Source organism: Streptomyces sp. NPDC079141, assembly GCF_040686775.1.
GTDB lineage: Bacteria > Actinomycetota > Actinomycetes > Streptomycetales > Streptomycetaceae > Streptomyces.
In genome coordinates, this window is sequence record NZ_JBFBLP010000022.1 from 76,294 (window position 1) to 99,150 (window position 22,857).

General features: G+C 71.1%; 20 protein-coding genes. 15 read left to right on the plus strand and 5 right to left on the minus strand.

Features of this window, described 5'->3' with window-relative positions:
* Window positions 1-92: 92 nt before the first annotated feature.
* Window positions 93-1,448 (minus strand): diaminopimelate decarboxylase, encoded by a 1,356-nt coding sequence (locus tag AB0Q90_RS37755; protein WP_363164900.1) that lies wholly within the window; start codon window positions 1,446-1,448, stop codon window positions 93-95.
* A 188-nt stretch (window positions 1,449-1,636) separates the two neighbouring features.
* Here AB0Q90_RS37755 and hutU point away from each other — a divergent pair, with 188 nt between their 5' ends.
* From hutU to hutI, 4 genes are all read left to right on the plus strand, one after another.
* Complete coding sequence (hutU, locus tag AB0Q90_RS37760; RefSeq protein ID WP_363164901.1) at window positions 1,637-3,301, plus strand: urocanate hydratase; 1,665 nt, start codon at window positions 1,637-1,639, stop codon at window positions 3,299-3,301.
* Window positions 3,302-3,393: 92 nt separating this feature from the next.
* The gene (locus AB0Q90_RS37765) at window positions 3,394-4,596 is read left to right on the plus strand and encodes an allantoate amidohydrolase (RefSeq protein WP_363164945.1); all 1,203 of its coding nucleotides are present in this window, start codon (window positions 3,394-3,396) and stop codon (window positions 4,594-4,596) included.
* Window positions 4,587-5,927, plus strand: coding sequence for a formimidoylglutamate deiminase (locus tag AB0Q90_RS37770; protein WP_363164946.1), 1,341 nt, complete (start codon window positions 4,587-4,589; stop codon window positions 5,925-5,927). Before AB0Q90_RS37765 ends, AB0Q90_RS37770 begins: the two co-directional genes overlap by 10 nt.
* Window positions 5,928-5,947: 20 nt before the next feature.
* A complete protein-coding gene (gene hutI, locus AB0Q90_RS37775) occupies window positions 5,948-7,120 on the plus strand; it encodes an imidazolonepropionase (protein WP_363164902.1) in 1,173 nt (390 codons plus the stop codon).
* Between the two features lie 21 nt (window positions 7,121-7,141).
* On the opposite strand, the gene AB0Q90_RS37780 is transcribed toward hutI, so the two are convergent.
* Window positions 7,142-8,629, minus strand: a complete 1,488-nt coding sequence (locus AB0Q90_RS37780) for an RICIN domain-containing protein (RefSeq protein ID WP_363164903.1) — start codon at window positions 8,627-8,629, stop codon at window positions 7,142-7,144.
* Between the two features lie 164 nt (window positions 8,630-8,793).
* Window positions 8,794-9,687, minus strand: a complete 894-nt coding sequence (locus AB0Q90_RS37785) for an RNA polymerase sigma factor SigF (protein WP_363164904.1) — start codon at window positions 9,685-9,687, stop codon at window positions 8,794-8,796.
* A gap of 251 nt (window positions 9,688-9,938) precedes the next feature.
* On the opposite strand from AB0Q90_RS37785, the gene AB0Q90_RS37790 reads away from it, so the two are divergent.
* From AB0Q90_RS37790 to AB0Q90_RS37815, 6 genes are all read left to right on the plus strand, one after another.
* Window positions 9,939-10,316 carry an STAS domain-containing protein gene (locus AB0Q90_RS37790; RefSeq protein WP_363164905.1) on the plus strand — a complete coding sequence of 126 codons (378 nt, stop codon included), beginning with the start codon at window positions 9,939-9,941 and terminating at the stop codon, window positions 10,314-10,316.
* A gap of 332 nt (window positions 10,317-10,648) precedes the next feature.
* Window positions 10,649-11,227, plus strand: a complete 579-nt coding sequence (locus AB0Q90_RS37795; RefSeq protein ID WP_363164906.1) for an ATP-binding protein — start codon at window positions 10,649-10,651, stop codon at window positions 11,225-11,227.
* Between the two features lie 192 nt (window positions 11,228-11,419).
* Window positions 11,420-12,097 carry an LPXTG cell wall anchor domain-containing protein gene (locus AB0Q90_RS37800; protein ID WP_363164907.1) on the plus strand — a complete coding sequence of 226 codons (678 nt, stop codon included), beginning with the start codon at window positions 11,420-11,422 and terminating at the stop codon, window positions 12,095-12,097.
* Window positions 12,098-12,219: 122 nt separating this feature from the next.
* Window positions 12,220-13,029 (plus strand): hypothetical protein, encoded by an 810-nt coding sequence (locus tag AB0Q90_RS37805; protein WP_363164908.1) that lies wholly within the window; start codon window positions 12,220-12,222, stop codon window positions 13,027-13,029.
* Window positions 13,026-14,099 carry a hypothetical protein gene (locus AB0Q90_RS37810; protein ID WP_363164909.1) on the plus strand — a complete coding sequence of 358 codons (1,074 nt, stop codon included), beginning with the start codon at window positions 13,026-13,028 and terminating at the stop codon, window positions 14,097-14,099. Before AB0Q90_RS37805 ends, AB0Q90_RS37810 begins: the two co-directional genes overlap by 4 nt.
* Window positions 14,096-15,316 (plus strand): hypothetical protein, encoded by a 1,221-nt coding sequence (locus AB0Q90_RS37815; RefSeq protein WP_363164910.1) that lies wholly within the window; start codon window positions 14,096-14,098, stop codon window positions 15,314-15,316. Before AB0Q90_RS37810 ends, AB0Q90_RS37815 begins: the two co-directional genes overlap by 4 nt.
* Before the next feature lie 63 nt (window positions 15,317-15,379).
* Here AB0Q90_RS37815 and AB0Q90_RS37820 read toward each other — a convergent pair whose 3' ends face one another.
* On the minus strand, window positions 15,380-16,906 hold the full coding sequence (locus AB0Q90_RS37820; protein ID WP_363164911.1) for an oligopeptide:H+ symporter: 1,527 nt from the start codon (window positions 16,904-16,906) through the stop codon (window positions 15,380-15,382).
* Window positions 16,907-17,411: 505 nt separating this feature from the next.
* Here AB0Q90_RS37820 and AB0Q90_RS37825 point away from each other — a divergent pair.
* Complete coding sequence (locus AB0Q90_RS37825) at window positions 17,412-18,089, plus strand: response regulator transcription factor (RefSeq protein WP_363164912.1); 678 nt, start codon at window positions 17,412-17,414, stop codon at window positions 18,087-18,089.
* A gap of 13 nt (window positions 18,090-18,102) precedes the next feature.
* A complete protein-coding gene (locus tag AB0Q90_RS37830; protein ID WP_363164913.1) occupies window positions 18,103-19,371 on the plus strand; it encodes an ATP-binding protein in 1,269 nt (422 codons plus the stop codon).
* 3 nt (window positions 19,372-19,374) lie between these two features.
* Here AB0Q90_RS37830 and AB0Q90_RS37835 read toward each other — a convergent pair whose 3' ends face one another.
* Window positions 19,375-19,872: a GtrA family protein gene (locus AB0Q90_RS37835; protein WP_363164914.1), complete on the minus strand. Its 498-nt coding sequence runs from the start codon at window positions 19,870-19,872 to the stop codon at window positions 19,375-19,377.
* Between the two features lie 129 nt (window positions 19,873-20,001).
* Between AB0Q90_RS37835 and AB0Q90_RS37840 the strand changes: the two genes are divergently transcribed.
* From AB0Q90_RS37840 to AB0Q90_RS37850, 3 genes are read left to right on the plus strand one after another with little or no spacing between them, the layout of a single operon-like run.
* Window positions 20,002-21,141 carry a 5-(carboxyamino)imidazole ribonucleotide synthase gene (locus tag AB0Q90_RS37840; protein WP_363164915.1) on the plus strand — a complete coding sequence of 380 codons (1,140 nt, stop codon included), beginning with the start codon at window positions 20,002-20,004 and terminating at the stop codon, window positions 21,139-21,141.
* Complete coding sequence (gene purE / locus AB0Q90_RS37845; RefSeq protein ID WP_363164916.1) at window positions 21,138-21,668, plus strand: 5-(carboxyamino)imidazole ribonucleotide mutase; 531 nt, start codon at window positions 21,138-21,140, stop codon at window positions 21,666-21,668. Before AB0Q90_RS37840 ends, purE begins: the two co-directional genes overlap by 4 nt.
* Before the next feature lie 5 nt (window positions 21,669-21,673).
* Entirely contained in the window at window positions 21,674-22,852 is a 1,179-nt protein-coding gene (locus AB0Q90_RS37850; RefSeq protein ID WP_363164917.1) for a dipeptidase, read from the plus strand.
* Window positions 22,853-22,857 lie beyond the last annotated feature (5 nt).

Sequence of the window (22,857 nt, forward strand, 5' to 3'; positions counted from 1 at the left end):
GCATTTTCCGGTGGAACATGCCGCGGGCCACTAACGTGGGTCAACTGGCCTTGTTTTACACACCTGTTGAACCTCAGATCGGCCGGGGTGCGTCAAGGGCGCCCGGGCGCGGGGAGGGTGGTGAGGGCGGACGCGTGCGCCCCTCCCGACTCGGCCACGATCTCGTCGAGCCGCTGCGGCTCGCGCACGGTCGCGAAGGCGACGCCCCCGGATCCGTCCGGCGCGAAGCCGTACACACCCGGCCGGGCCAGGGAGTTGTAGGCGTAGTGGTGCGCGAAGTAGTACGCGCCCGTGTCCAGCGCCGCCGCGTAGTCGCCCTGCTCCAGCAGCGGCAGCGCCCGCGCCTCGGCGAGCAGGTCGCCCGCGAAACAGGCCGGCCCGGCGACGTCCTGGAGCACATCGGCCCCCGTCTTCGGCCGCCCCTTCGCGTCGTACGCGGTGATCCGCAGCGGCCAGGCCCCCGGCGCGTACACCGTCCGCGTCGCGACCTGCACGCCCGCGTGCGTGACCGCGACCGGCCGCCCGCCCGCGCTCTTGGTGTACTCCACCCGGGCCACCACCGTCCCGTGCCTGGCCAGCAGCGACCGCCCGAACTCGGTGACCAGCCCGTACCGCCCGTCGAACAGCCCCGGCACCGCCTCGCTCAGCAGCCGCGCGTACTGCGCGTACGTCGGCGCCGTCGCGTCCGAGGCGAAGTCCACCGGCAGACCGCCGCCGATGTCGATCGTGTCGATCTGCTGCCGCCCGACCAGGTTGTTGATCTCCTCGGCGAGCGCGTACGTCTCCGCCACGCCCTGCGCCATCAGGGAGAGCGGGATGCCCTGAGAGCCGGTGTGCGCATGCAGCCGGCTCAGCCAGGGCCGGTCCAGATACGCCCGTACCACCCACTGCCGGGCGCCCTCGTCGCGCAGCGCCACCCCGAACTTCGAGGTCGCCGTGGCCGTCGAGAGCGCCTCGATGGAGCCCCCGCCGACCTGCGGGTTCACCCGGATGCCGAGCGGGGACCGGCTGGGCGCCGACCTCATCAGGGCGTCGATGCGGTCCAGCTCCTGCGGATTGTCGGCGTTGACGGCGATGCCGAGCGCCAGCGCCTCGCGCAGGTCGGCGGGTGTCTTGGCCGGGGAGTCCAGCACCGTCCGCGCGGGCGGCAGTCCCGCCGCCCGGGCCAGGGCCAGCTCGCCCGGGCTCGCCACCTCCGCGCCGATCCCTTCCTCGTGCAGCAGCCGCAGCACCGGAACCAGCGGGGTCGCCTTGACCGCGAAGGCGTGCAGCACCGGTGTGCCGGGCGCCGTCACCGCGTCGAACGCCGCCCGCAGCGCGGCCGCCGACTCCCGGATGCCGGTGACGTCGAGCAGGCCGATGATCGGGGAGTCGACCCCCAGCAGCCCCTGCTCCACGGCGGCCCGCACCGCCTCGTCCCGGCGTGCGGCCCGCTCGCCGTGGCTCACCCGACCGTCCTTGACCCTGTCCACAACGTCCCCCGTGTGTCGTCGCCCGAGAGCCCGTGCGCCCGGGACCACGTATCCAGACAAACATCCGCGAGCGCCCGGCGCTGGCGCACGAACGTATTGACTAGTTCTATTCATCGCGTCAGGATGTGAATAACGGCAGCAACAATCCGCATAGGAGGCAGACCATGTCAGGACCCCGCCCCGTACGAGCGCCGCGCGGTACGGAACTGAGCGCCCTGGGATGGCAGCAGGAGGCCGCCCTGCGGATGCTGCAGAACAACCTCGACCCCGAGGTCGCCGAGCACCCCGACAAGCTCGTCGTCTACGGCGGCACCGGCAAGGCCGCGCGTGACTGGCGTTCCTTCGACGCGATGGTGCGCACGCTCAAGGGGCTGAAGCAGGACGAGACGATGCTCGTCCAGTCGGGTCGCCCGGTCGGCGTCATGCAGACCCACGAGTGGGCCCCGCGCGTGCTCATCGCCAACTCCAACCTCGTCGGCGACTGGGCCAACTGGGAGGAGTTCCGCCGCCTGGAGGCCCTCGGCCTGACCATGTACGGCCAGATGACCGCCGGCTCCTGGATCTACATCGGCACCCAGGGCATCCTCCAGGGCACCTACGAGACCTTCGCCGCCGTCGCCGCGAAGAAGTTCGGCGGCACGCTGGCCGGGACGATCACCCTCACCGCCGGCCTCGGCGGCATGGGCGGCGCCCAGCCGCTCGCCGTCACCATGAACGACGGCGTCGCGATCTGCATCGACTGCGACCCGCGCGCCATCGAGCGCCGCATCGAGCACCGGTACCTGGACGTGAAGGCCGACTCGCTCGACCACGCGCTGCAGCTGGCGGTCGAGGCCCGCGACGCCCGCCGCCCGCTCTCCATCGGCGTCCTCGGCAACGCCGCCGACCTGCTCCCGCAGCTGCTCGCCATGGGCGCGCCCATCGACATCGTCACCGACCAGACCTCGGCCCACGACCCGCTGGCCTACCTGCCGACGGGCATGGCCTTCGAGGACATGGCCGACGCCGCGGCCAAGGACCCGGCCGGGTTCACCGTGCGTGCGCGTGAGTCGATGGCCAAGCACGTCGAGGCCATGGTCGGCTTCATGGACGCCGGCGCCGAGGTCTTCGACTACGGCAACTCCATCCGCGGCGAGGCCCAGCTCGCCGGATACGAGCGGGCGTTCGCCTTCCCGGGCTTCGTCCCCGCCTACATCCGCCCGCTGTTCTGCGAGGGTAAGGGCCCCTTCCGGTGGGCCGCGCTGTCGGGCGAGGCGTCCGACATCGCGAAGACCGACAAGGCGATCCTGGACCTGTTCCCCGAGAACGAGTCCCTCGCCCGCTGGATCAAGATGGCCGGAGAGCGGGTCCACTTCCAGGGCCTGCCCGCCCGGATCTGCTGGCTCGGCTACGGCGAGCGGGACAAGGCCGGTGAGCGGTTCAACGACATGGTGGCGAGCGGTGAGCTGGCAGCTCCGCTGGCGATCGGCCGGGACCACCTGGACTGCGGGTCCGTCGCCTCGCCGTACCGCGAGACCGAGGCCATGCTCGACGGGTCCGACGCGATCGCCGACTGGCCGCTGCTGAACGCCATGGTCAACGTGGCTTCGGGCGCCTCCTGGGTGTCCCTGCACCACGGCGGCGGCGTCGGCATGGGGCGCTCCATCCACGCCGGCCAGGTGACGGTGGCCGACGGTACGAAGCTCGGTGGCGAGAAGATCCGCCGCGTGCTGACGAACGACCCGGGCATGGGCGTCATCCGGCACGTGGACGCCGGGTACGACATCGCGGAGTCGGTCGCCGACGAGCGGGGTGTGCGGGTACCGATGCGTGAAGGTGACTCGGCGTGACGCAGGGCGGCAACTCTCCGGTGGGGCCCGGGGCATCGCGGCCGGGCGCGGGTCCGGGCACCCCCGGCCCGGGCGGCGGTTCCTTCCACGAGATGTGGCGTGAGCTGCTTCCCATCGGCCGGCACGCCGGATCCCGTGGCTACCGGCGGTTTGCCTGGACCGGTGCCGATGTCGAGTGCCGGGCCTGGTTCCGGGCGCAGGCCGAGGCGCGGGGGCTGGTGTACGAGGTCGACCGGAACGGCAACCAGTGGGCCTGGCTCGGGGACCCGGCCGCCGGGGACGCCGTCGTCACCGGGTCGCACCTCGACTCCGTGCCGGACGGAGGGGCCTTCGACGGGCCACTCGGGGTCGTGTCCTCCTTCGCCGCGCTGGACGAACTGCGCACCCGCCGGGCCACGTTCACCAGGCCCCTCGCCCTCGTCAACTTCGGTGACGAAGAAGGCGCCCGCTTCGGGCTCGCCTGTGTCGGCTCCCGCCTCACCGCCGGGCAGCTCACCGTCGACAACGCGCACAAGCTGACCGACGGGGACGGGATCAGCCTCCCCCGTGCCATGGAGGCCGCCGGGTACGACCCCGACGCCATCGGGCCGGACCCGGAGCGGCTCGCCCGCATCGGTGCCTTCGTCGAGCTGCACGTCGAGCAGGGCCGGGCGCTGGACCTGTCCGGCGACCGTGTCGGCGTCGCCAGCGCCATCTGGCCGCACGGGCGGTGGCGGTTCGACTTCCGCGGTGAGGCCAACCACGCGGGGACGACACGGCTGGTGGACCGGCGCGACCCCATGCTGTCGTACGCCGAGACCGTGCTCGCCGCCCGCCGGGAGGCCGAACTCGCCGGTGCCGTCGCCACCTTCGGGAAGATCGCCGTCGAGCCGAACGGCGTCAACGCCATCCCGTCCCTCGTCCGCGGCTGGCTCGACTCCCGTGCCGCCGACCAGGCGAGCCTCGACGCCGTGGTGAACGGCGTGGAGAAGGCCGCCCGGGAGTACGCCGACGCGCACGGCGTCGACCTCGACGTCGTCCGTGAGTCCTTCACGCCGGTCGTCGAGTTCGACCACGCCCTGCGCGACGAGCTGGCCCGGATCCTGGGCAAGGACACCGACCTGACGGTGCCCGTCCTGGGGACCGGCGCCGGACACGACGCCGGGATCCTCTCCGGGACGATCCCGACCGCCATGCTGTTCGTGCGCAACCCCACCGGCGTCTCGCACTCCCCGGCCGAGTTCGCGGCCGAGGACGACTGCACGGCCGGTGTCCTCGCACTCGCCGACGTACTGGAAGGACTGGCCTGCACGTGACGCAGACGTACTGGCTGGAGCACGCCTGGCTCGACACCCACGTCGAGCCGGGCGTGGCACTCGACGTCACCGACGGCCGTATCGCGGCCGTCCGCACCGGCGTGGGCACTCCGCCGCCGGGCGCCGAAATCCTTCGCGGGCTGACCCTCCCGGGCCTGGCCAACGCCCACTCGCACGCCTTCCACCGGGCCCTGCGCGGCACGGTCCAGGTCGGCTCCGGAACCTTCTGGACCTGGCGCGAGGTCATGTACGCCACGGCCGACCGGCTCACTCCGGACACCTACCACGCCCTCGCCCGGGCCGCCTACGCCGAAATGGCCCTCGCCGGGATCACGGCCGTCGGCGAGTTCCACTACGTCCACCACGCTCCCGGCGGCACCCCGTACGCCGACCCGAACGCGATGGGCGAGGCGCTGATCGCGGCCGCCGCCGACGCCGGCATCCGTATCTCCCTTCTCGACACCTGCTATCTGTCCGCCGGCTTCGGACAGCCGCCCAACACCCATCAGCTCCGCTTCTCCGACGGCAGCGCGGAGGCCTGGGCCGAACGCTGTTCAGTTCTCAAGGAACGGGATCACGCACGGATCGGGGCGGCGATCCACTCCGTACGGGCCGTGCCCGCCGACCAGTTGGCGACCGTGGCGCGGTGGGCCCAGGAGCGGCGGGCCCCGCTGCATGTGCATCTGTCCGAGCAGACCGCCGAGAACGACGCCTGCCAGGAGACGCACGGCTGCACGCCCACGCAGCTCCTCGCCGAGCACGGTGTCCTCGGGCCGCGCACCACCGGCGTCCACAACACGCACCTCACCGGCGAGGACATCGCCCTGATCGGCGGCAGCGGCACCGGCACCTGCATGTGCCCGACGACCGAGCGGGACCTCGCGGACGGCATCGGGCCCGCGGTCGCCCTTCAGCGGGCGGGCTCCCCGCTCTCCCTCGGCTCCGACAGCCATGCCGTCGTCGACCTGCTCGAAGAGGCACGCGCGATGGAGCTGAACGAGCGGCTGCGCACCCGCACCCGCGGCCACTGGACGGCCGCCGCGCTGCTGCGTGCCGCCTCCGCCGACGGCCATGCGGCCCTCGGCTGGGACGAGGCGGGCACCATCGAGGCAGGCGCGCTCGCCGACCTCACCACGATCGCGCTGGACTCGGTCAGGACAGCGGGGCCGCTGCCCAGGCTCGGCGCCGAGACCGCCGTATTCGCCGCGACAGCAGCGGACGTACGGCACACGATCGTGGCAGGACGGCATGTCGTACGCGACGGGGCGCACACGCTGGTCCCCGATGCGCCGCAAGCCCTCGCGCGGGCAGTCGAAGCCCTCCGCGCCTGACGACCACCCACGAGGACGCCATGAGCAGCACTGCCATCACCAACATCGCCACGCTGGTCACCAACGACCCCTCCCTCGGTGACAACTCCCCTCTCGGTCTGATCCAGGACGCGGCCGTCGTCATGGACGGCGACCGTGTCGTGTGGACCGGTGAATCAAGCAAAGCACCCGCCACTGACAATCGGGTCGACGCGGGCGGCCGGGCGGTCCTGCCCGGCTTCGTCGACTCCCACTCGCACCTGGTCTTCGCGGGCGACCGGACCCAGGAGTTCAACGCGCGCATGTCAGGGCGCGGTTACACGGCGGGCGGCATCCGCACGACCGTCGCCGCCACACGCGCCGCGAGCGACGAGGAACTCGAAACCAACCTCACCCGTTATCTCGCCGAGGCCCTGCGCCAGGGCACGACCACGTTCGAGACCAAGTCCGGCTACGGCCTGACCGTCGCCGACGAGGCCCGTGCCCTGCGTATCGCCGCCGCGCACACCGACGAGGTCACCTACCTCGGCGCCCACATCGTGTCCCCCGACTTCGCCGACGACCCGGCCGGCTATGTCGCCCTCGTCACCGGCGAGATGCTCGACGCCTGCGCGCCGTACGCCCGTTGGATCGACGTCTTCTGCGAGAAGGGCGCGTTCGACGGCGACCAGGCCCGTGCGATCCTCACCGCGGGCAAGGCCAAGGGGCTCACCCCGCGTATCCATGCCAACCAGCTCTCCTACGGTCCCGGCGTGCAGTTGGCCGTCGAGCTGGACGCCGCCAGTGCCGACCACTGCACCCATCTCACCGACGCGGACGTGGACGCGCTTGCCGGTGGGAACACCGTCGCCACGCTTCTGCCCGGCGCCGAGTTCTCGACCCGTGCCGAGTGGCCGGACGCCCGTCGTCTCCTCGACGCGGGTGTCACCGTGGCGCTGTCCACCGACTGCAACCCCGGCTCGTCGTTCACCTCGTCCGTGCCGTTCTGCATCGCGCTTGCGGTGCGGGACATGGGGATGACGCCGGACGAGGCGGTCTGGGCGGCCACGGCGGGTGGGGCGCGGGCGCTGCGCCGCACGGACATCGGCCGTCTCGTCCCCGGCGCCCGCGCCGACCTCACCATCCTCGACGCCCCGAGCCATGTCCACCTGGCCTACCGGCCGGGCGTGCCGCTGGTCAGCGGGGTGTGGCGGGGCGGCGTACGGGTTGTCTGAGCAGGCGGCGTCGGTGGCTGCTCAAGTCGCCCCCGCCCGCCACCTCTGCCCGGTCTCCCCGGTTGCGGGTTCCAGTTGTACGGAGTTGTCCCCGTCCGGGGTCACCGCGTGGTCCGGGGCGATGGCTGGGCGGATGAGGCCGGCGGCGTCGACGGCGAATCTGAGGTTTTGGCCGTTGCGGCCGTCGACCGAGGAGCAGGGCCAGATTCCGACGCCCCGGTCCGTGGCGCCGCGGCTGTCGAGGCAGTAGTCGGGGTCGGCCGCGGACTGCAGGACGCCGCGTGCGACGTCGGCCCGCCAGCGCTGGGTGGGGGAGCCGGTGCAGGGGGCGGTGACGACGTCGACGCCCTTGTCGAAGCCGTCGACGACGTCCAGGCACCGGCCCGAGGCGACGTTCACGACCTGGGCGTACCGGTCGCCGGGCGGGTAGTGCGTCGGCGTCGGTGAGGGGGAAGGGGACGACGGTTTCGGGCGGGCCGTCGTCGGTGGCTTTGAACTCTTCGTGGGAGAAGGCGACTTGGTGGACGGCGTGGCCGAGACGGTCGCCGTCACCGTCACCGGAGGCGGCGGCGGGCCCGTCGGGCTGTCCACCGCGCTCACCGGGTCCTGGCCGCCCGTGGCGGAGCCGCCCTGGGTCAGCAGGAAGAGCAGCAGCGGCGCCAGAGCCACCCCGAGCGCGGCCGAGACCAGCGCCAGGCGCCGGGACAGCGGCCATGTGCCGCCGCTGACCTCCGGGGCCGGTGGAGCGGGGTCGTCCATGACGTAGGCGGTCCCCGCCCAGGACAGCAGGCCCTCGCCCAGTGTCCGGCGCGGGTCGTCGCGCAGGGCGGACAGTTCCTCGTGCGCGGCGGTGCAGGTCGCGCAGTGCGCCATGTGCGCGTACAGGTCGGCACTGCCCCGGGGGCTGTCCGGCCGTACGGACTCCTCGATGAGGCGGTCGAAGTCGCGGCAGTCGGGGTCGTCGGAGGCGGTGAGACGGGCGCGCAGACAGGCCCGGCCCAGCTGCTGGACCGCCGCGGCCGTCCCGTACGTCACGTCCTCGCGCGTGACGCCGAGGAAACGGGCGGTCGTCGCGTCGGGCTCGCGCTCGACGGCCGCGTACCAGATCAGGCCCTGGACGCGGGCGGGCAGGGAGCGGAAGGCCGGGAGCATGGGCGGGACGGGGCCGCCGGGGCCCGAGGAGTTCAGGACCAGCAGCAGGCCCGGGTCGAGGCCCGCCGCACGCTCGCCCGCCGACCACTGCCCGGCCAACCGCCCGCTCAGCAGCAGGAGTCGGTGCCGCCAGGGTTCGCCGGGGTCGATGCCGCGGGCCGTCTCGCGGGCCGCGAGAGTGAAGGTCTGCGCCGCCAACTGCCGTGCCACGGAGTCGCTGGTGGTGCACAGCCGGGCATACGCGAGCACGGCCGGCAGATGGCGGGCGCGGAGTTCCTGGAGCGCCGCGTACGCGGTGGCGGAGTCGGCGCGCAGCAGTTCCGTGAGCCGTGCGTCCCTGTCGTCGGCCTGCGCCATCAACCTGCCTCCCTGCAGCCGTCAATACCCGCCGGAGTGCATGCCTACCGGCGGGTATGACGGCTCATAGTGGAGGAAGGGGACCGAAGGGGAAAGGGTTTCTGTGGGTAACCCGTGAACCGGGTGGGCAACCGTCCGCGAACCGGCCGAGGACCAGGACCCGTCTACTCCTCGACGGTCAGACCCCTGCGCAGTCGCACCAGCGTCCGTGACAGCAGACGTGACACGTGCATCTGGGAGATGCCGAGTTCCTCGCCGATCTCCGACTGGGTCATGCCCGCGACGAAGCGCAGGGAGAGGATCTTCCGGTCCCGGGGCGGGAGTTCGGCGATCAGCGGCTTCAACGACTCGACGTACTCGATGCCTTCGAGTCCGTGGTCCTCGTAGCCGATGCGGTCGGCCAGCGCGCCCTCGGCGTCGTCCTCCTCGGGCTGGGCGTCCAGCGAGGAGGCGGTGTACGCGTTCGACGCGGCCATGCCTTCCACGACCTCGTCGTTGGACAGACCGAGCCGCTCGGCCAGTTCGGCCACCGTCGGGGCGCGGTCGAGCTGCTGCGCCAGCTCGTCACCGGCCTTGGCCAGGTCGAGCCGGAGTTCCTGGAGTCGGCGCGGTACGCGCACGGACCACGAGGTGTCCCGGAAGAACCGCTTGATCTCGCCCACGATGGTGGGCATCGCGAAGGTGGGGAACTCGACGCCGCGGCTGAGCTCGAAGCGGTCGATCGCCTTGATCAGGCCGATGGTGCCGACCTGGACGATGTCCTCCATGGGCTCGCTGCGCGAGCGGAAGCGGGAGGCGGCGAACTTGACCAGGGCGAGGTTGAGTTCGACGAGCGTGTTGCGGACGTAGGAGTACTCGTGGGTCCCTTCCTCCAGCGATTCCAGCCGCTCGAAGAGGGTCTTGGACAGGGCCCGTGCGTCCACCGGCCCCACCTCGTCGTAGGGGGGTATCTCCGGTAGTCCGGCGAGTACGTCGTCCTGCTCGATGGGATCCAGCTGTTCCGGCGGGGAGGTCGACGTCGCCTCGTGGGTATGCGGTGCGTCGATCCGGGGTGACATGATGTCCTCCATCGTTCTCGGCATATGGCTGCCGAAGCCAGTGCGTGCACTGCGGTGTGCGGCGCCTCCAAAGCCGGCCGTGTCGGTTACGTGTCTCTACTAGCCCTACCCGCTTTCCCGAGATCACCGCAAGTGCGTTCTGTGGTGAAATGTCCGATTCTGCGTGGATGTTCGGGTGTCGGAGGGCGTAGGGAAGGCGTAGTGTTCGAGGGCGTCAGTCAGCAGCCACGACGTCGGGAGTGAGAGACGGCATGGACCGCGGGACGGTCGGTAGCGCACAGTCTGGCCGACTTCTGGTGGAGGTGCGGGAAGAGGGCTCCAGTGCCGTCGTGACCCCGGCGGGTGAGTTGGATCACCACACCGCCGATTTGTTGCGAGAGCCACTTGAGGACTGCCTTGACAAGGGGTTCAGTCGGCTGGTCGTCGACTGCTCGCGGCTGGAGTTCTGTGACTCCACGGGGCTCAATGTTCTGCTCGGAGCCCGCCTGAAGGCGGAGGCCGCCGGGGGCGGGGTGCACCTCGCCGCAATGCAGCCCGTGGTGGCGCGCGTCTTCGAGATCACCGGGGCGGATGCGGTCTTCACCGTTCATGACAGCCTCGCCTCAGCCCTGGCCGACGAGACCGGCTGAGCGGCCGGGTGGCTGTCGACCTCGCCCCCGGTGTCCCGCGAGGACCAGCACTTTCCGGGCGTCACGTGATTCGTGCCGAATACGGGGGTGTTCCGTCGGTTCGCTCGGGCAGGAGACACCCTGAACAGGTCGGCCGACGCGGCGGCGGGAGCTGCGTGGACCGACGGATCGCGTGCCGACCGCGTGCCGACCGCACGCCGGCATCGTGCACTGGACCGACCGAACTGAACCGGAAGGCGCGACCGGCCGACGGCCGGTCGACCGACCGGATGACTGACTGACCGACTGACTTCTGAATCGTTGAACTGGTGAATCGGTGAGGTGAAGCGCTGATGAGCACCACCCGGCCCTACTCGCCGGGCGATCGCGGCCCGGAGCCCAGCGGCGCTTCCGGGGCGTCCGGGGGGGATGTGCCGCCGACGGGGGCGTCCGAGAAGGACGCGCCGGCGGCCGGGGTCTCCGACGGGGGCACGGCCGCGCCGTCCGGGTCGCCGACGGGCGGCCGGCAGGTTCGCCGGCTGCGTCTCGACGGCCAGAGCGGTGTCGTACCGCTCGCCCGTGACTTCGCCCGGCAGGCGCTGTACGCGTGGGGCTGGCTGCCCGCCGCCACCGCCGACCAGCGGGCCGCCGCCGAGGACGTCCTCCTCGTCGTCTCCGAACTGGTCACCAACGCCTGTCTGCATGCCGAGGGGCCGGACGAGCTCTGGATCGGCTGCGACGACAAGGTGATCCGCCTGGAGGTCTCCGACCGCGGCACCGGCCAGCCGGCCCCCCGTACCCCGCACCGCGCGGGCCGCCCCGGCGGGCACGGCATGTTCATCGTCCAGCGGCTCTGTCTGGACTGGGGGGTCGTACGGACCCCCGGGGTCACCGGCAAGACGGTGTGGGCGGAGCTGGGCGCACCCGCCTGAGCCCTGCCCTTGGGGTTACCCAGGGTCACCCCTCCACTCGAACCCCTCTTCGTGCGCGCCGGATCGTCACAACTCCGGCGCGCATCGTGTCTTCCCTCCTCTCGATGCCGGGCGTACCTTGACGGCCGATCTGATGTGCCGTCAGGAAACCTCAGGAGAACCTCGGTTCGAAGAGGAGAGGGAGCGGAAACCGTGTCGTACCGGAAACGAACCGCCGCGCTCGCGTCCGTCGCGGCCCTGGCCGGCTCGGCGGTGCTGATGGCCGCCCCCGCAGCCCGGGCCGAGGTCGTCGACGTCAACTACCAGTGCAAGACGCCGATCGGCGACAAGAGCGCCGTCTCGCCCATCGACATCAAGGGTGTCGAGAGCGGCAACGGCTACAAGATCACCATGTCCTGGCAGAAGGGCGTCTCCTCCAGCCCGGTCGAACTCGGCAAGGGCGCGATGAGCCCCAGTGCCACGGTCAGGATCGGCGGCGCCGACAGTGGCACGCTGAACGTCACCGGGCCGGCCAACCAGGCGGCGATTCCCGCCAATACCCCGATCAAGATCAACGATCTGACCGGCACGTACACGCCGAAGAAGTCCGGCAAGGTCACCTTCACGGCGGGTGTGCTGACCATCAAGGCGCTCGGTACGACGACGACGTGCACGCCGTCCAACAGCCCCGGGCCGTCGCTGACCCTCGACGTCAAGGCCGCGGGTGGCGCCGCCGGTGGAACGCAGAGCGGCAGCGACTCCGGTTCCGAGCTGCCGCAGACCGGGCCCGAGGACTCGGCGATCGCCCTCGGCACGCTTGGCGGGACCGTGCTGCTGGTGGGGGCGGCGGGGGCGCTCTGGCTTACGCGGAGGAATCAGACGGTGCGGTAGGTCGTCCTTCGGCTGCGGCTGGATTGTGGCTGGTCGCGCCCGCGCGGCGGAGCCGCATATTGACACAGCCCCGCGCCCCTGACGGGCGCGCTGCTGAACCGTTTCTACCGCTGGAGCCGCCCATGCCGTCGGCCGTTCGTGCTCTGTGGCTGTCCCTCCTCGTCCTCGCGGTGGCCGCCCCCACTGCCACCGCGGCCGAGGGGTGGTCGGTCGCGCCCTCCGGCGGCGGGCGGCCCTCCTTCTATGCCGAGGGCGCGCCGGGGGCTGTCCTTCAGGACACGGTGTCCGTGGCCAATCGCGGCGGGGAGCCGGTCACCGTACGGCTCACGGCCACCGGCGCCGCCGTCGCCTTCGCCCGCACCGAAGTCCGCGTCCCGGCCCGCACCCGTGCGGAGGTCCCCTTCACGGTGACCGTCCCGGACCGCGACCGGTCGGCCCGGATCGTGGCGAAGGGATCCGACGGCCGGTCCGGGGCCGTGCACCTCCATCTGCGCGTCCGCATCCCGGAGTTGGCCGCCCTGACCGTCGAGCATGTTGCCGTCCGCGGTGACCGCATCGCGTACGAGATCGTCAACCGCGGTACGACGACCCTCGTCCCCCGGCTCGCCGTACGTGCCGACGGTCTCTTCGGCCGTGTCCTGGACCGCGCCCCCCGCACCCTCCCCGTCGAGCTGCCCCCGGGCCGGCGCGTGAAGCTCGCCGAGCCCTGGCCGGACCGGCCCGCCCTGGACGCGGTGGACGTCCGGCTGACGGTGACCGCCCCGGGAGGCGCCCGGGACACGGCGCGGACCTCGTCCGGGGCCGTGCCGTGGGGCCCGGTGACGGGCGTGGGGACCGCGGTGATCGGCGCCTTGTTCGTCGTACGGCGGCGTGGGCGCCGTAGCGGCGAACGACCGTATGCGCACGTCGAGTTGACGGGAGCGGTGAAGTGAACGGCAAGGTGCGGACCTCGGCGCTGCTCACCCTGTTGCTGTTGGTGCTGTCCCTGGCGCCGGTGGCGCCTGCCTCCGCCGCGGATCCGCCCGTGGTGAAGCTGTCCAAGTCGCAGGCGGGGACCGGTGGTTCGATCACCGTGACCGGGAGCGGCTGGCGGCCCCGCGCGCTGCTGATGATCCTCGTCTGCGGGCAGTCGGTGCCCTCGACGGGCGTGACCGGCGGCACCAACTCCTGCGCCAACTCCGACGGGCGGGCCGTGACCACCGACGCCGAGGGCCGGTTCAGCCGGAAGCTGCCGGTGGCCGAGCCGCCGGTGCCGTGCCCGTGCGTGGTGCACGTCGCCACGGTGCAGGGCGCGAAGGCCGAGGCCGACGCGATCTTCCAGGTGGCCGGGCATGCCGTAGAACCGCTGCCCGCGGACGCGTCCGGCGGCCGGCTGTCCGTCCTCACCGACACCCGCCTCGACGGCTCCGGCGGGCTGCTGACCTGGTTCGGCGCCCCGCCCGCCCGCACCCTCGTCTTCACCGTCGGCAACGTCGGCACCTCGGCCGTCAAGAACCCCGTCTTCCAGGTCGGCACCTCCCACGGCGTGTTCGCCCCCGAGTGGCAGGAGCAGCAGTGGCGCGGCACGATCCGGCCCGGCGGCAAGGCTCGGATCGAACTGCCCGTCGAGCTGACCGGCGGCGCGCACGGCGACTACACCGTCTCGCTGAAGTACGGCGGGAAGGTGATGGCCGAACAGCCCTGGGGCGTGGGCCGGCCCTGGGGTGTGACCCTGTTCTGGATCCTGGTCTGCCTGGTCGTGCCAGCCGCGCTGTTCCGCGCCGGAATGGCCGTGGTGGACCGCGTACGGCCCCGGCCGCACGTCCGCCGGCGCGGGCTGCGCCTGCCCGAACTGGCCCTGCGTCTGCCGGGGTTGAGGCACGCCCCGGAGCGCGCGCATGCCGCGCCCTCTTCTTCGGCCCTGCCGTGGTTCACCCCGGACTCCGGTCCGGACCCGGCCGGTCGACTCTCCGCACCGCACGACGACAGCCCCACGACCCCCACAGGGAAGGGAACCACGTGAGCAAGCGCAGGAGAGTCATACCGGTCGTCGCGGCCGCCGTTGCGCTGGGCCTGGCCACCGCCGGCCCGGCCCGCGCGGCGGAGACGGCGTACGCGACCGAGTGCGTGCCGCCCTCCGTCTCCGGGCTGCCGCCGGTGCAGGGCACCACGAAGGTGGAGATCACCGCGCCGGCCACGGCGAAGGTGGGCGACGAGATCGAGGTGGTGTGGAAGTTCGTCCAGGCCGCCTCCAAGAACCCCGATCTGATCGACCTGCCCGCCAACTCGGTGCAGCCCAGCGGCACCCTGAAGGCGGCCGGTGCGCAGACTGCCGACCTCGCGATGCAGGGACCGCGGGAGAACCCGGCCATCCCCAAGGGCGGCGACATGGTGCTGTCCGACATGAAGGGCACCCTGAAGCTGACGGCGCCGGGCGAGGTGACGCTGACGCCGGACGCGTACACGATCAACGCCATGTCGACGGACACGAAATGCACGCCTCAGGAGGCGGTGCAGCCGGCGGCGACGATCAACGTCGCGGCGGGGGAGGGGAGTTCACCGCCCCCCTCGAATTCACCGTCCCCCAGTCCGAGTCCCAGTGGGAGCGACGGCGGCGGTCGGACCGACTTCACCGGCAAGGAGGTCCAGGTCCCGTACGCGTGCAAGACGCCCATCGGCGACAAGAACGCGACCTCGCCGGTCCAGATCGACGCGAAGAAGAACGGCGGGAGCTTCGACCTCACGGTCCGGTTCAAGAAGTCGGTGATGGACAGCCCGGCCGACATCCCCAAGGACTCGGTCAAACCGTCGATGGAGGTGGTCCTGGGCGGCGCCGACAAGGGCACGGTCCATGTGGAGGGCCCGACCAACTCCGAGGACATCAAGGCGGGTGAGCCGATCGAGATCCCCGACCTCACCGGCACCTACAAGCCGGGCGCGAGCGGCGAGTCGACGCTCTCCCCGGGCGTCCTCACCATCAAGGCCCTCGGTACGACGACGACCTGCACCCCGACGAAGTCCGAGGTCTCCCTGACCCTGGACACCACCGAGCAGGAAGGCGGCGCGGCGGGCGGCTCGGCCTCGACCTCGGGCGGCGGCGGCTCCTCGACCGACGGCGGCCTGGCCGCGACGGGCGCGGAGGACGACGGCGCACTGAAGGCGCTGGGCCTGGTGGCGGGCACGGCGGTGCTGCTCGGTGGCGCGATCTTCACGTTCCTGCCGGGACGCAGGGCGCGCTGACAAAGCAGCGGGGCCGCCGCGACCCAAGCGGATCGCAGCGGCCCCGTCGGGCTCAGGCCAACGCTAGTGAACGTCGCCCATGAGCTGCTGGACCTTCTTGCGGTACATCCACACCGCGACACCGGCGAGAACGGCCAGTCCGGCCTGGAGGGCGATGATCCCCGTGCCGTTCAGGTCGACCTCGGCGAGGCCGAGCAGGCCGGTGGTGCAGTCACCCGCGGTGACGGCGAGGAACCACACACCGAGCATCTGCGAGGAGTACTTCTGCGGCGCCATCTTCGTGGTGACCGACAGACCCACCGGCGACAGGCACAGCTCCGCGATCGTCTGCACCATGTAGATGCTGACCAGCCACATCGGGCTGACCAAGGTACCGTCCGAGGCGAGGCCGATCGGCAGCAGGAACAGGAAGAAGGACGCACCGATGCCGAGCAGGGCCATCGCGAACTTCACGATGGTGTTCGGTTCCTGGTTCTTGCGGGCCAGCCACAACCACAGCCAGGCGAAGACCGGGGCCAGCGCCATGACGAACAGCGGGTTCAGCGACTGGTACCAGGTCGCCGGGAAGTCCATCCCGAACAGGGTGTCCGAGGTCTTGCCGTCGGCGAACAGCGACAGGGTCGAGCCGCCCTGGTCGTAGATCATCCAGAAGACGGCGGCGGCCACGAAGAACCAGATGTAGCCGGAGACCTTCGACTGCTCGGTCTCGTTCAGGTCCTTGTCGCGCTTCATGCGCACCAGCACGGCGACCGGGATGATCAGGCCGGCGAGGGTGATCGGGACCAGCGCCCACTTCAGCGTGTAGACGCCGAGGGCGACGACACCGCCGTAGAAGGCGGCGATGACCGCGGCGGCCACGACGACCTTGACCAGGACGGCCTTGCGCTCGTCCGGGCTCAGCGGGTTCGGGACGACGCTGCTCTTCGGGCTCAGGTTGCGCGTGCCGATCATGAACTGGGCCAGACCCAGCGCCATGCCGACCGCGGCGAGCAGGAAGCCGAGGTGCCAGTTGTGCTTCTCACCGACGGTGCCGATGATCAGCGGGGCGGCGAAGGCACCGAGGTTGATGCCGATGTAGAAGAGCGTGAAGCCACCGTCGCGGCGCGGGTCGTCCGGGCCGTCGTAGAGGTGGCCGACCATCGTGGAGATGTTGGCCTTCAGCAGACCGGAGCCGACGGCGACGAGGGCGAGGCCCACGAAGAACATCGCCGAACCCGGGATGGCCAGCGAGACGTGACCCAGCATGATCACGAAACCGGCGATGGCGACGGTCTTGCGAGCGCCCCAGACGCGGTCTCCGAACCAGCCGCCGGGCATGGCCATCAGATAGACCATGGAGACGTAGACGGAGTAGATGGCCGTGGCCGTGGCCGCGGACATCGCGAGGCCGCCGCCCTGGCTGCCGGTCGCGGCATCGGCGCCGCCGGAGACCAGGTACAGGACAAGAAGGGCCCGCATGCCGTAGTAGGAGAAGCGCTCCCACATCTCGGTCATGAACAGGGTGGCCAGGCCGCGGGGGTGGCCGAAGAAGGTCTTCTCGGAACCGGGGGTGCCCGGAGTGACCGAGTCCTTCGTCAGGCTGGACGCCATGGGTCGTTCCTTGCTGATCGGGACGCGCTGCTGGAGCGTTGCGCGCCCGGTGGGGGCGGCCGGCACCGGCGATGTCGGTCATGTCCACCCCACGCCCAGGGGAGTCCGCTCCGGGTCTCGGAGCGGTGGACGCCGACCACCGGGATCCACGCCTCTGCGCGCGACGATGCGCTACGAGGCCCGGCCACAGGTCATTCCTTTCAAAGGCTGGCGGAGACCAGCCCGCACACAAAAGAGACCTTCAGCGTGAAAAGCGTTGCCGAAGGTCCCCGCGGTGCTACAGGCGTTCAGTCACCATACGGCAGGACACTGCCGGATATGGAAGGACTTGAGACATGGATCACAGGTTAAGAGGGAACCGTGGGCGCTGATTCGAAGGTCTCCCTCAGGATCTCATCCCACGCACATAGGTTTGTACAACGGTAAGAGGCCGGTGACCGTGAGGTAAGAGCCACCGTCGTCGATCACACCCCGGCTCTTGTCATGGGCGGACTACCATCTGCTCATGACCCGTGTACTGCTCGCCGAGGACGACGCGTCCATCTCGGAGCCGCTGGCCCGTGCACTGCGCCGGGAAGGGTACGAGGTCGAGGTACGTGAGGACGGACCCACCGCGCTCGACGCAGGAATGCAGGGCGGCGTCGACCTGGTCGTGCTGGACCTCGGCCTGCCCGGCATGGACGGCCTGGAGGTGGCACGCCGGCTGCGGGCCGACGGCCACAGCGTGCCGATCCTCATCCTGACCGCGCGCGCCGACGAGGTGGACACCGTCGTGGGGCTCGACGCGGGCGCCGACGACTACGTCACCAAGCCGTTCCGTCTTGCCGAGCTGCTGGCGCGGGTGCGGGCGCTGCTGCGGCGCGGTGCCGCCGAGCCCCAGCAGCCGCCGGCCACGCACGGGGTGCGGATCGACGTCGAGTCGCACCGGGCGTGGATGGGGGACGAGGAGCTTCAGCTCACGGCCAAGGAGTTCGACCTGCTGCGGGTTCTCGTGCGGGACGCCGGGCGGGTGGTCACCCGGGACCAGCTGATGCGGGAGGTCTGGGACACGACCTGGTGGTCGTCGACCAAGACCCTGGACATGCATATTTCGTGGCTTCGTAAGAAGCTCGGTGACGACGCGGCGAACCCCCGGTACATCGCCACGGTGCGCGGCGTCGGTTTCCGCTTCGAGAAGAGCTGAGTAACCCGGTTCCATGCGCCGCCGTCTGATCCAGTCCACCCTCGCCGTCGTGCTCGTCGTGATCGCCGTCTTCGGTGTCTCCCTCGTCATCGTCGAGACCCGCACGATCAGCTCCACCGCGCAGGAACGGGTGGACTCCGAGGCGGTCCGGCTGGCCAGCATCGTGGACAGCCGGCTGATCGCGACCGGGGCCGTCACCGCGGACATGCTCCGCGACCAGGTGCCCAAGGACCGGTACGCCGTGATCCGCGTGCCCGGGAAGCGGCCCATCGAGATCGGCACCAAGCCGACCGGTGACACCATCAGCGCCAGCCGCAAGGGCGAGGAGGGCGAGACGGTCACCGTCCAGGAGCCCCGCTCCACGGTGACCCGCGAGGTCGGCCGCACCCTGCTGATCATCGGGGCGGTGGCGCTGCTGGCGGTGATCGCCGCGGTGCTGCTCGCCGTGCGCCAGGCCAACCGGCTCGCCTCCCCGCTCACCGACCTCGCCGAGACCGCCGAACGCCTCGGCTCGGGCGACCCGCGACCGCGGCACAAGCGCTACGGCGTCCAGGAGCTGGACCGGGTCGCGGACGTGCTGGACGCGAGCGCCGAGCGGATCGGCCGCATGCTGACGGCGGAGCGGCGGCTGGCCGCGGACGCCTCGCACCAGCTGCGCACCCCGCTGACCGCGCTGTCCATGCGGCTGGAGGAGATCACCCTCACCGACGATCCGGACACCGTGAAGGAAGAGGCGACGATCGCGCTCACGCAGGTGGAGCGGCTGACGGACGTCGTCGAGCGGCTGCTGACGAACTCGCGGGATCCGCGCACCGGCTCCGCCGTCACCTTCGATCTCGACGAGGTCATCCAGCAGCAGCTCGCCGAGTGGCGGCCGGCCTACCGCAGCGTGGGACGGGCGATCGTGAGCTCCGGGAAGCGGCATCTGCAGGCCGTCGGAACGCCGGGGGCGGTCGCGCAGGTGCTGGCCGCGCTGATCGAGAACTCGCTCATGCACGGCAGGGGCACGGTGGCGCTGCGCACCCGGGTCACCGGGAACCAGGCGGTCATCGAGGTCACCGACGAGGGGCCCGGGGTGCCGGCCGACCTCGGGGCGCGGATCTTCGAGCGGGCGATCAGCGGGCGGAACTCGACGGGGATCGGCCTGGCGGTGGCACGGGACCTCGCGGAGGCCGACGGAGGACGGCTGGAGATGCTCCAGGCCTCGCCGCCGGTGTTCGGACTGTTCCTGTCGCGCACGCCCGCGAAGCGGGTGGGGGAGTCGGAGCCGACGGTTCGCTAGGCCTTAGCGATGTGCGGGCTGGGCCCGCTTCCGCTCCTCCTTGAGGAACGATTCCGCGCTCGCCACCGTCGTGCGGGCGGGCAGCGCCTTGAACACCCACGTCCGGTACGACCAGAAGCGGAACAGGGTCGCGACGCCGATGCCGAGGAACTTGAAGATGTTGCTCTGCAGCGGGCTGTCCCAGCCGAAGCCGTACGTCGCCGTGTAGAGCACGCCGTTCTCGATCACCAGGCCGACCACGCTGAACAGCAGGAACAGCGTGAGTTCCTTGGTGCGGCCGCTCTTGTCGCGGTCACGGTAGGTGAAGTAACGGAACCCGACGTAGTTGAAGGCGATGGCGACCACCGTCGCGATGACGCTCGCCCGCACCACCTGGAGGTCGGTCGTGTGCCGGACCAGGTTGAAGACACCGAGGTTGACCAGCAGCCCGGCACCGCCGACGGCGCCGAACTTGGCGGCCTCGTGCGCAAGGCGTCGCAGCCCGGAGGAACCACGTCCCATGGAGTGAAAGCCCCCGTCCGTCGGTTTCGTCAACCCAGTCATGCTAACCACCCCTGAGATGGATTGCCTGTGTATGCGCTCACAGGCCGGGGAAACCGGCCCCGGTGGCGTGACCGATACCCTGGGGGCGTGACGTTCCCGGTAGTCGGCATGGTCGGCGGGGGCCAGCTCGCTCGTATGACACACGAAGCAGGCATCCCGCTGGGCATCAGGTTCAAGCTCCTCAGTGACACCCCTCAGGATTCCGCGGCCCAGGTGGTGAGCGAAGTCGTCCTCGGCGACTATCGCGACCTGGACACGCTGCGTGACTTCGCGCGCGGGTGCGATGTGATCACGTTCGATCACGAACATGTACCCACCGAGCACCTCAGGGCTCTGGAGGCGGACGGCATCCCCGTGCGCCCCGGCCCCGATGCGCTTCAGCATGCCCAGGACAAGGGTGTGATGCGGGCGAAGCTCGACGCGATCGGAGTGCCGTGCCCACGGCACCGCATCGTGAGCGACCCGTCGGACGTGGCCGCTTTCGCCGCGGAGGGTGACGGCTTCCCCGTCGTCCTCAAGACCGTGCGCGGCGGCTACGACGGCAAGGGCGTGTGGGTCGTGGACTCCGCCGAGGAGGCTCAGGCCCCCTTCAAGGCAGGCGTGCCCGTGCTCGCCGAGGAGAAGGTCGACTTCGTGCGGGAGCTCGCCGCCAACGTCGTACGCTCCCCGCACGGCCAGGCCGTCGCCTACCCGGTGGTGGAGTCGCGGCAGGTCGACGGCGTGTGCGACACCGTGATCGCCCCGGCCCCCGACCTCGACGAGACCCTCGCGCTGCAGGCCGAGGAGATGGCCCTGCGCATCGCCAAGGAACTGGGCGTCGTCGGCCACCTCGCCGTAGAGCTGTTCCAGACCCGCGACGGCCGCATCCTGGTCAACGAGCTCGCGATGCGCCCGCACAACTCGGGCCACTGGAGCCAGGACGGCGCCATCACCTCGCAGTTCGCCAACCACGTCCGGGCCGTCCTCGACCTCCCCCTCGGCGACCCGCGCCCGCGTGCCAAGTGGACGGTGATGGTCAACGTCCTCGGCGGCGACTACCCGGACATGTACTCCGCGTACCTGCACTGCATGGCCCGCGACCCCCAGCTGAAGATCCACATGTACGGCAAGGACGTGAAGCCCGGACGCAAGGTCGGCCACGTCAACACCTACGGCGACGACCTGGACGACGTGCTGGAGCGCGCCCGTCACGCTGCCGACTACCTCAGAGGAACGATCACAGAATGAGCCCCGTTGTTGGCATCGTCATGGGGTCGGACTCCGACTGGCCCGTCATGGAGGCCGCCGCCCAGGCCCTCGACGAGTTCGAGATCGCCTACGAGGTCGACGTCGTCTCCGCGCACCGCATGCCGCGCGAGATGATCGGCTACGGCGAGCAGGCCGCGGACCGGGGCATCAAGGTGATCATCGCGGGTGCGGGCGGCGCCGCCCATCTGCCCGGCATGCTCGCCTCCGTCACCCCGCTGCCGGTCATCGGCGTGCCCGTGCCGCTGAAGTACCTCGACGGCATGGACTCCCTGCTGTCGATCGTGCAGATGCCGGCCGGTGTCCCGGTCGCGACCGTCTCCGTCGCCGGTGCCCGCAACGCCGGTCTGCTGGCCGCCCGGATCCTCGCCGCGCACGACGAGGAACTCCTCGGCCGGATGCGCGAGTTCCAGCAGGAGCTCAACGACCAGGCCACCGAGAAGGGCAAGCGCCTGCGCGCCAAGGTCGACGGCTCGACGGCCGGCTTCGGCTTCGGTTCCGGGAAGTGACGCCGGTGAGCGCTCTGGACGAGGCACGCGAGCTGCTGCGGGAGTTCCCCGTCGTCGACGGGCACAACGACCTGCCCTGGGCCCTGCGCGAGCAGGTCCGCTACGACCTCGACGCCCGTGACATCGGCACGGATCAGGGCGCTCACCTGCACACCGACATCCCGCGGCTGCGGGCGGGCGGTGTCGGGGCGCAGTACTGGTCGGTCTACGTCCGCGCGGACCTGCCCGACCCGGTGCCGGCCACGCTGGAGCAGATCGACTGCGTACGCCAGCTGATCGACCGTCACCCGGCCGACCTGCGGGCCGCGTTGGCCGCCGCCGACCTGGCGGCGGCGCGCGCGGAGGGCCGTATCGCCTCGCTCATGGGTGCGGAGGGCGGGCACTCGATCGCCAACTCCCTCGCCACACTGCGCGGGTTGTACGCGCTCGGCGTGCGCTACATGACCCTCACCCACAACGACAACGTGGACTGGGCGGACTCCGCGACCGACGAGCCCGGCGTCGGGGGCCTGTCGGCCTTCGGCCGGGAGGTCGTGCGGGAGATGAACCGCGAGGGCATGCTCGTCGACCTCTCGCACGTCGCCGCCTCGACCATGCGGGACGCGCTGGACACCACGTCCGCGCCGGTGATCTTCTCCCACTCCTCCTCCCGGGCCGTGTGCGACCACCCCCGCAACATCCCGGACGACGTCCTGGAGCGCCTGCCCGCCAACGGGGGCGTCGCGATGGTGACGTTCGTGCCGAAGTTCGTGCTCCAGGCGGCGGTCGACTGGACGGCGGCCGCGGACGAGAACATGCGCGAGCACGGCTTTCACCACCTCGACACCACCGCCGAGGCGATGAAGGTGCACCGCGCCTTCGAGGAGCGCTACCCGCGGCCCATCGCCACGGTGTCCACGGTCGCCGACCACCTCGACCACATGCGCGAGGTCGCGGGCGTCGACCATCTCGGCATCGGCGGCGACTACGACGGCACGGCGTTCACCCCGGACGGTCTGAACGACGTCTCCGGCTACCCGAACCTGATCGCGGAGCTGCTCGACCGCGGCTGGTCCAAGCCGGACCTGGCCAAGCTGACCTGGCAGAACTCCGTACGGGTGCTGGGCGCGGCGGAGGACGTGGCACGGGAGCTCCAGGCCACGCGGGCGCCGTCCAACGCCACGATCGACGTGCTGGACGCCTGAGGGCC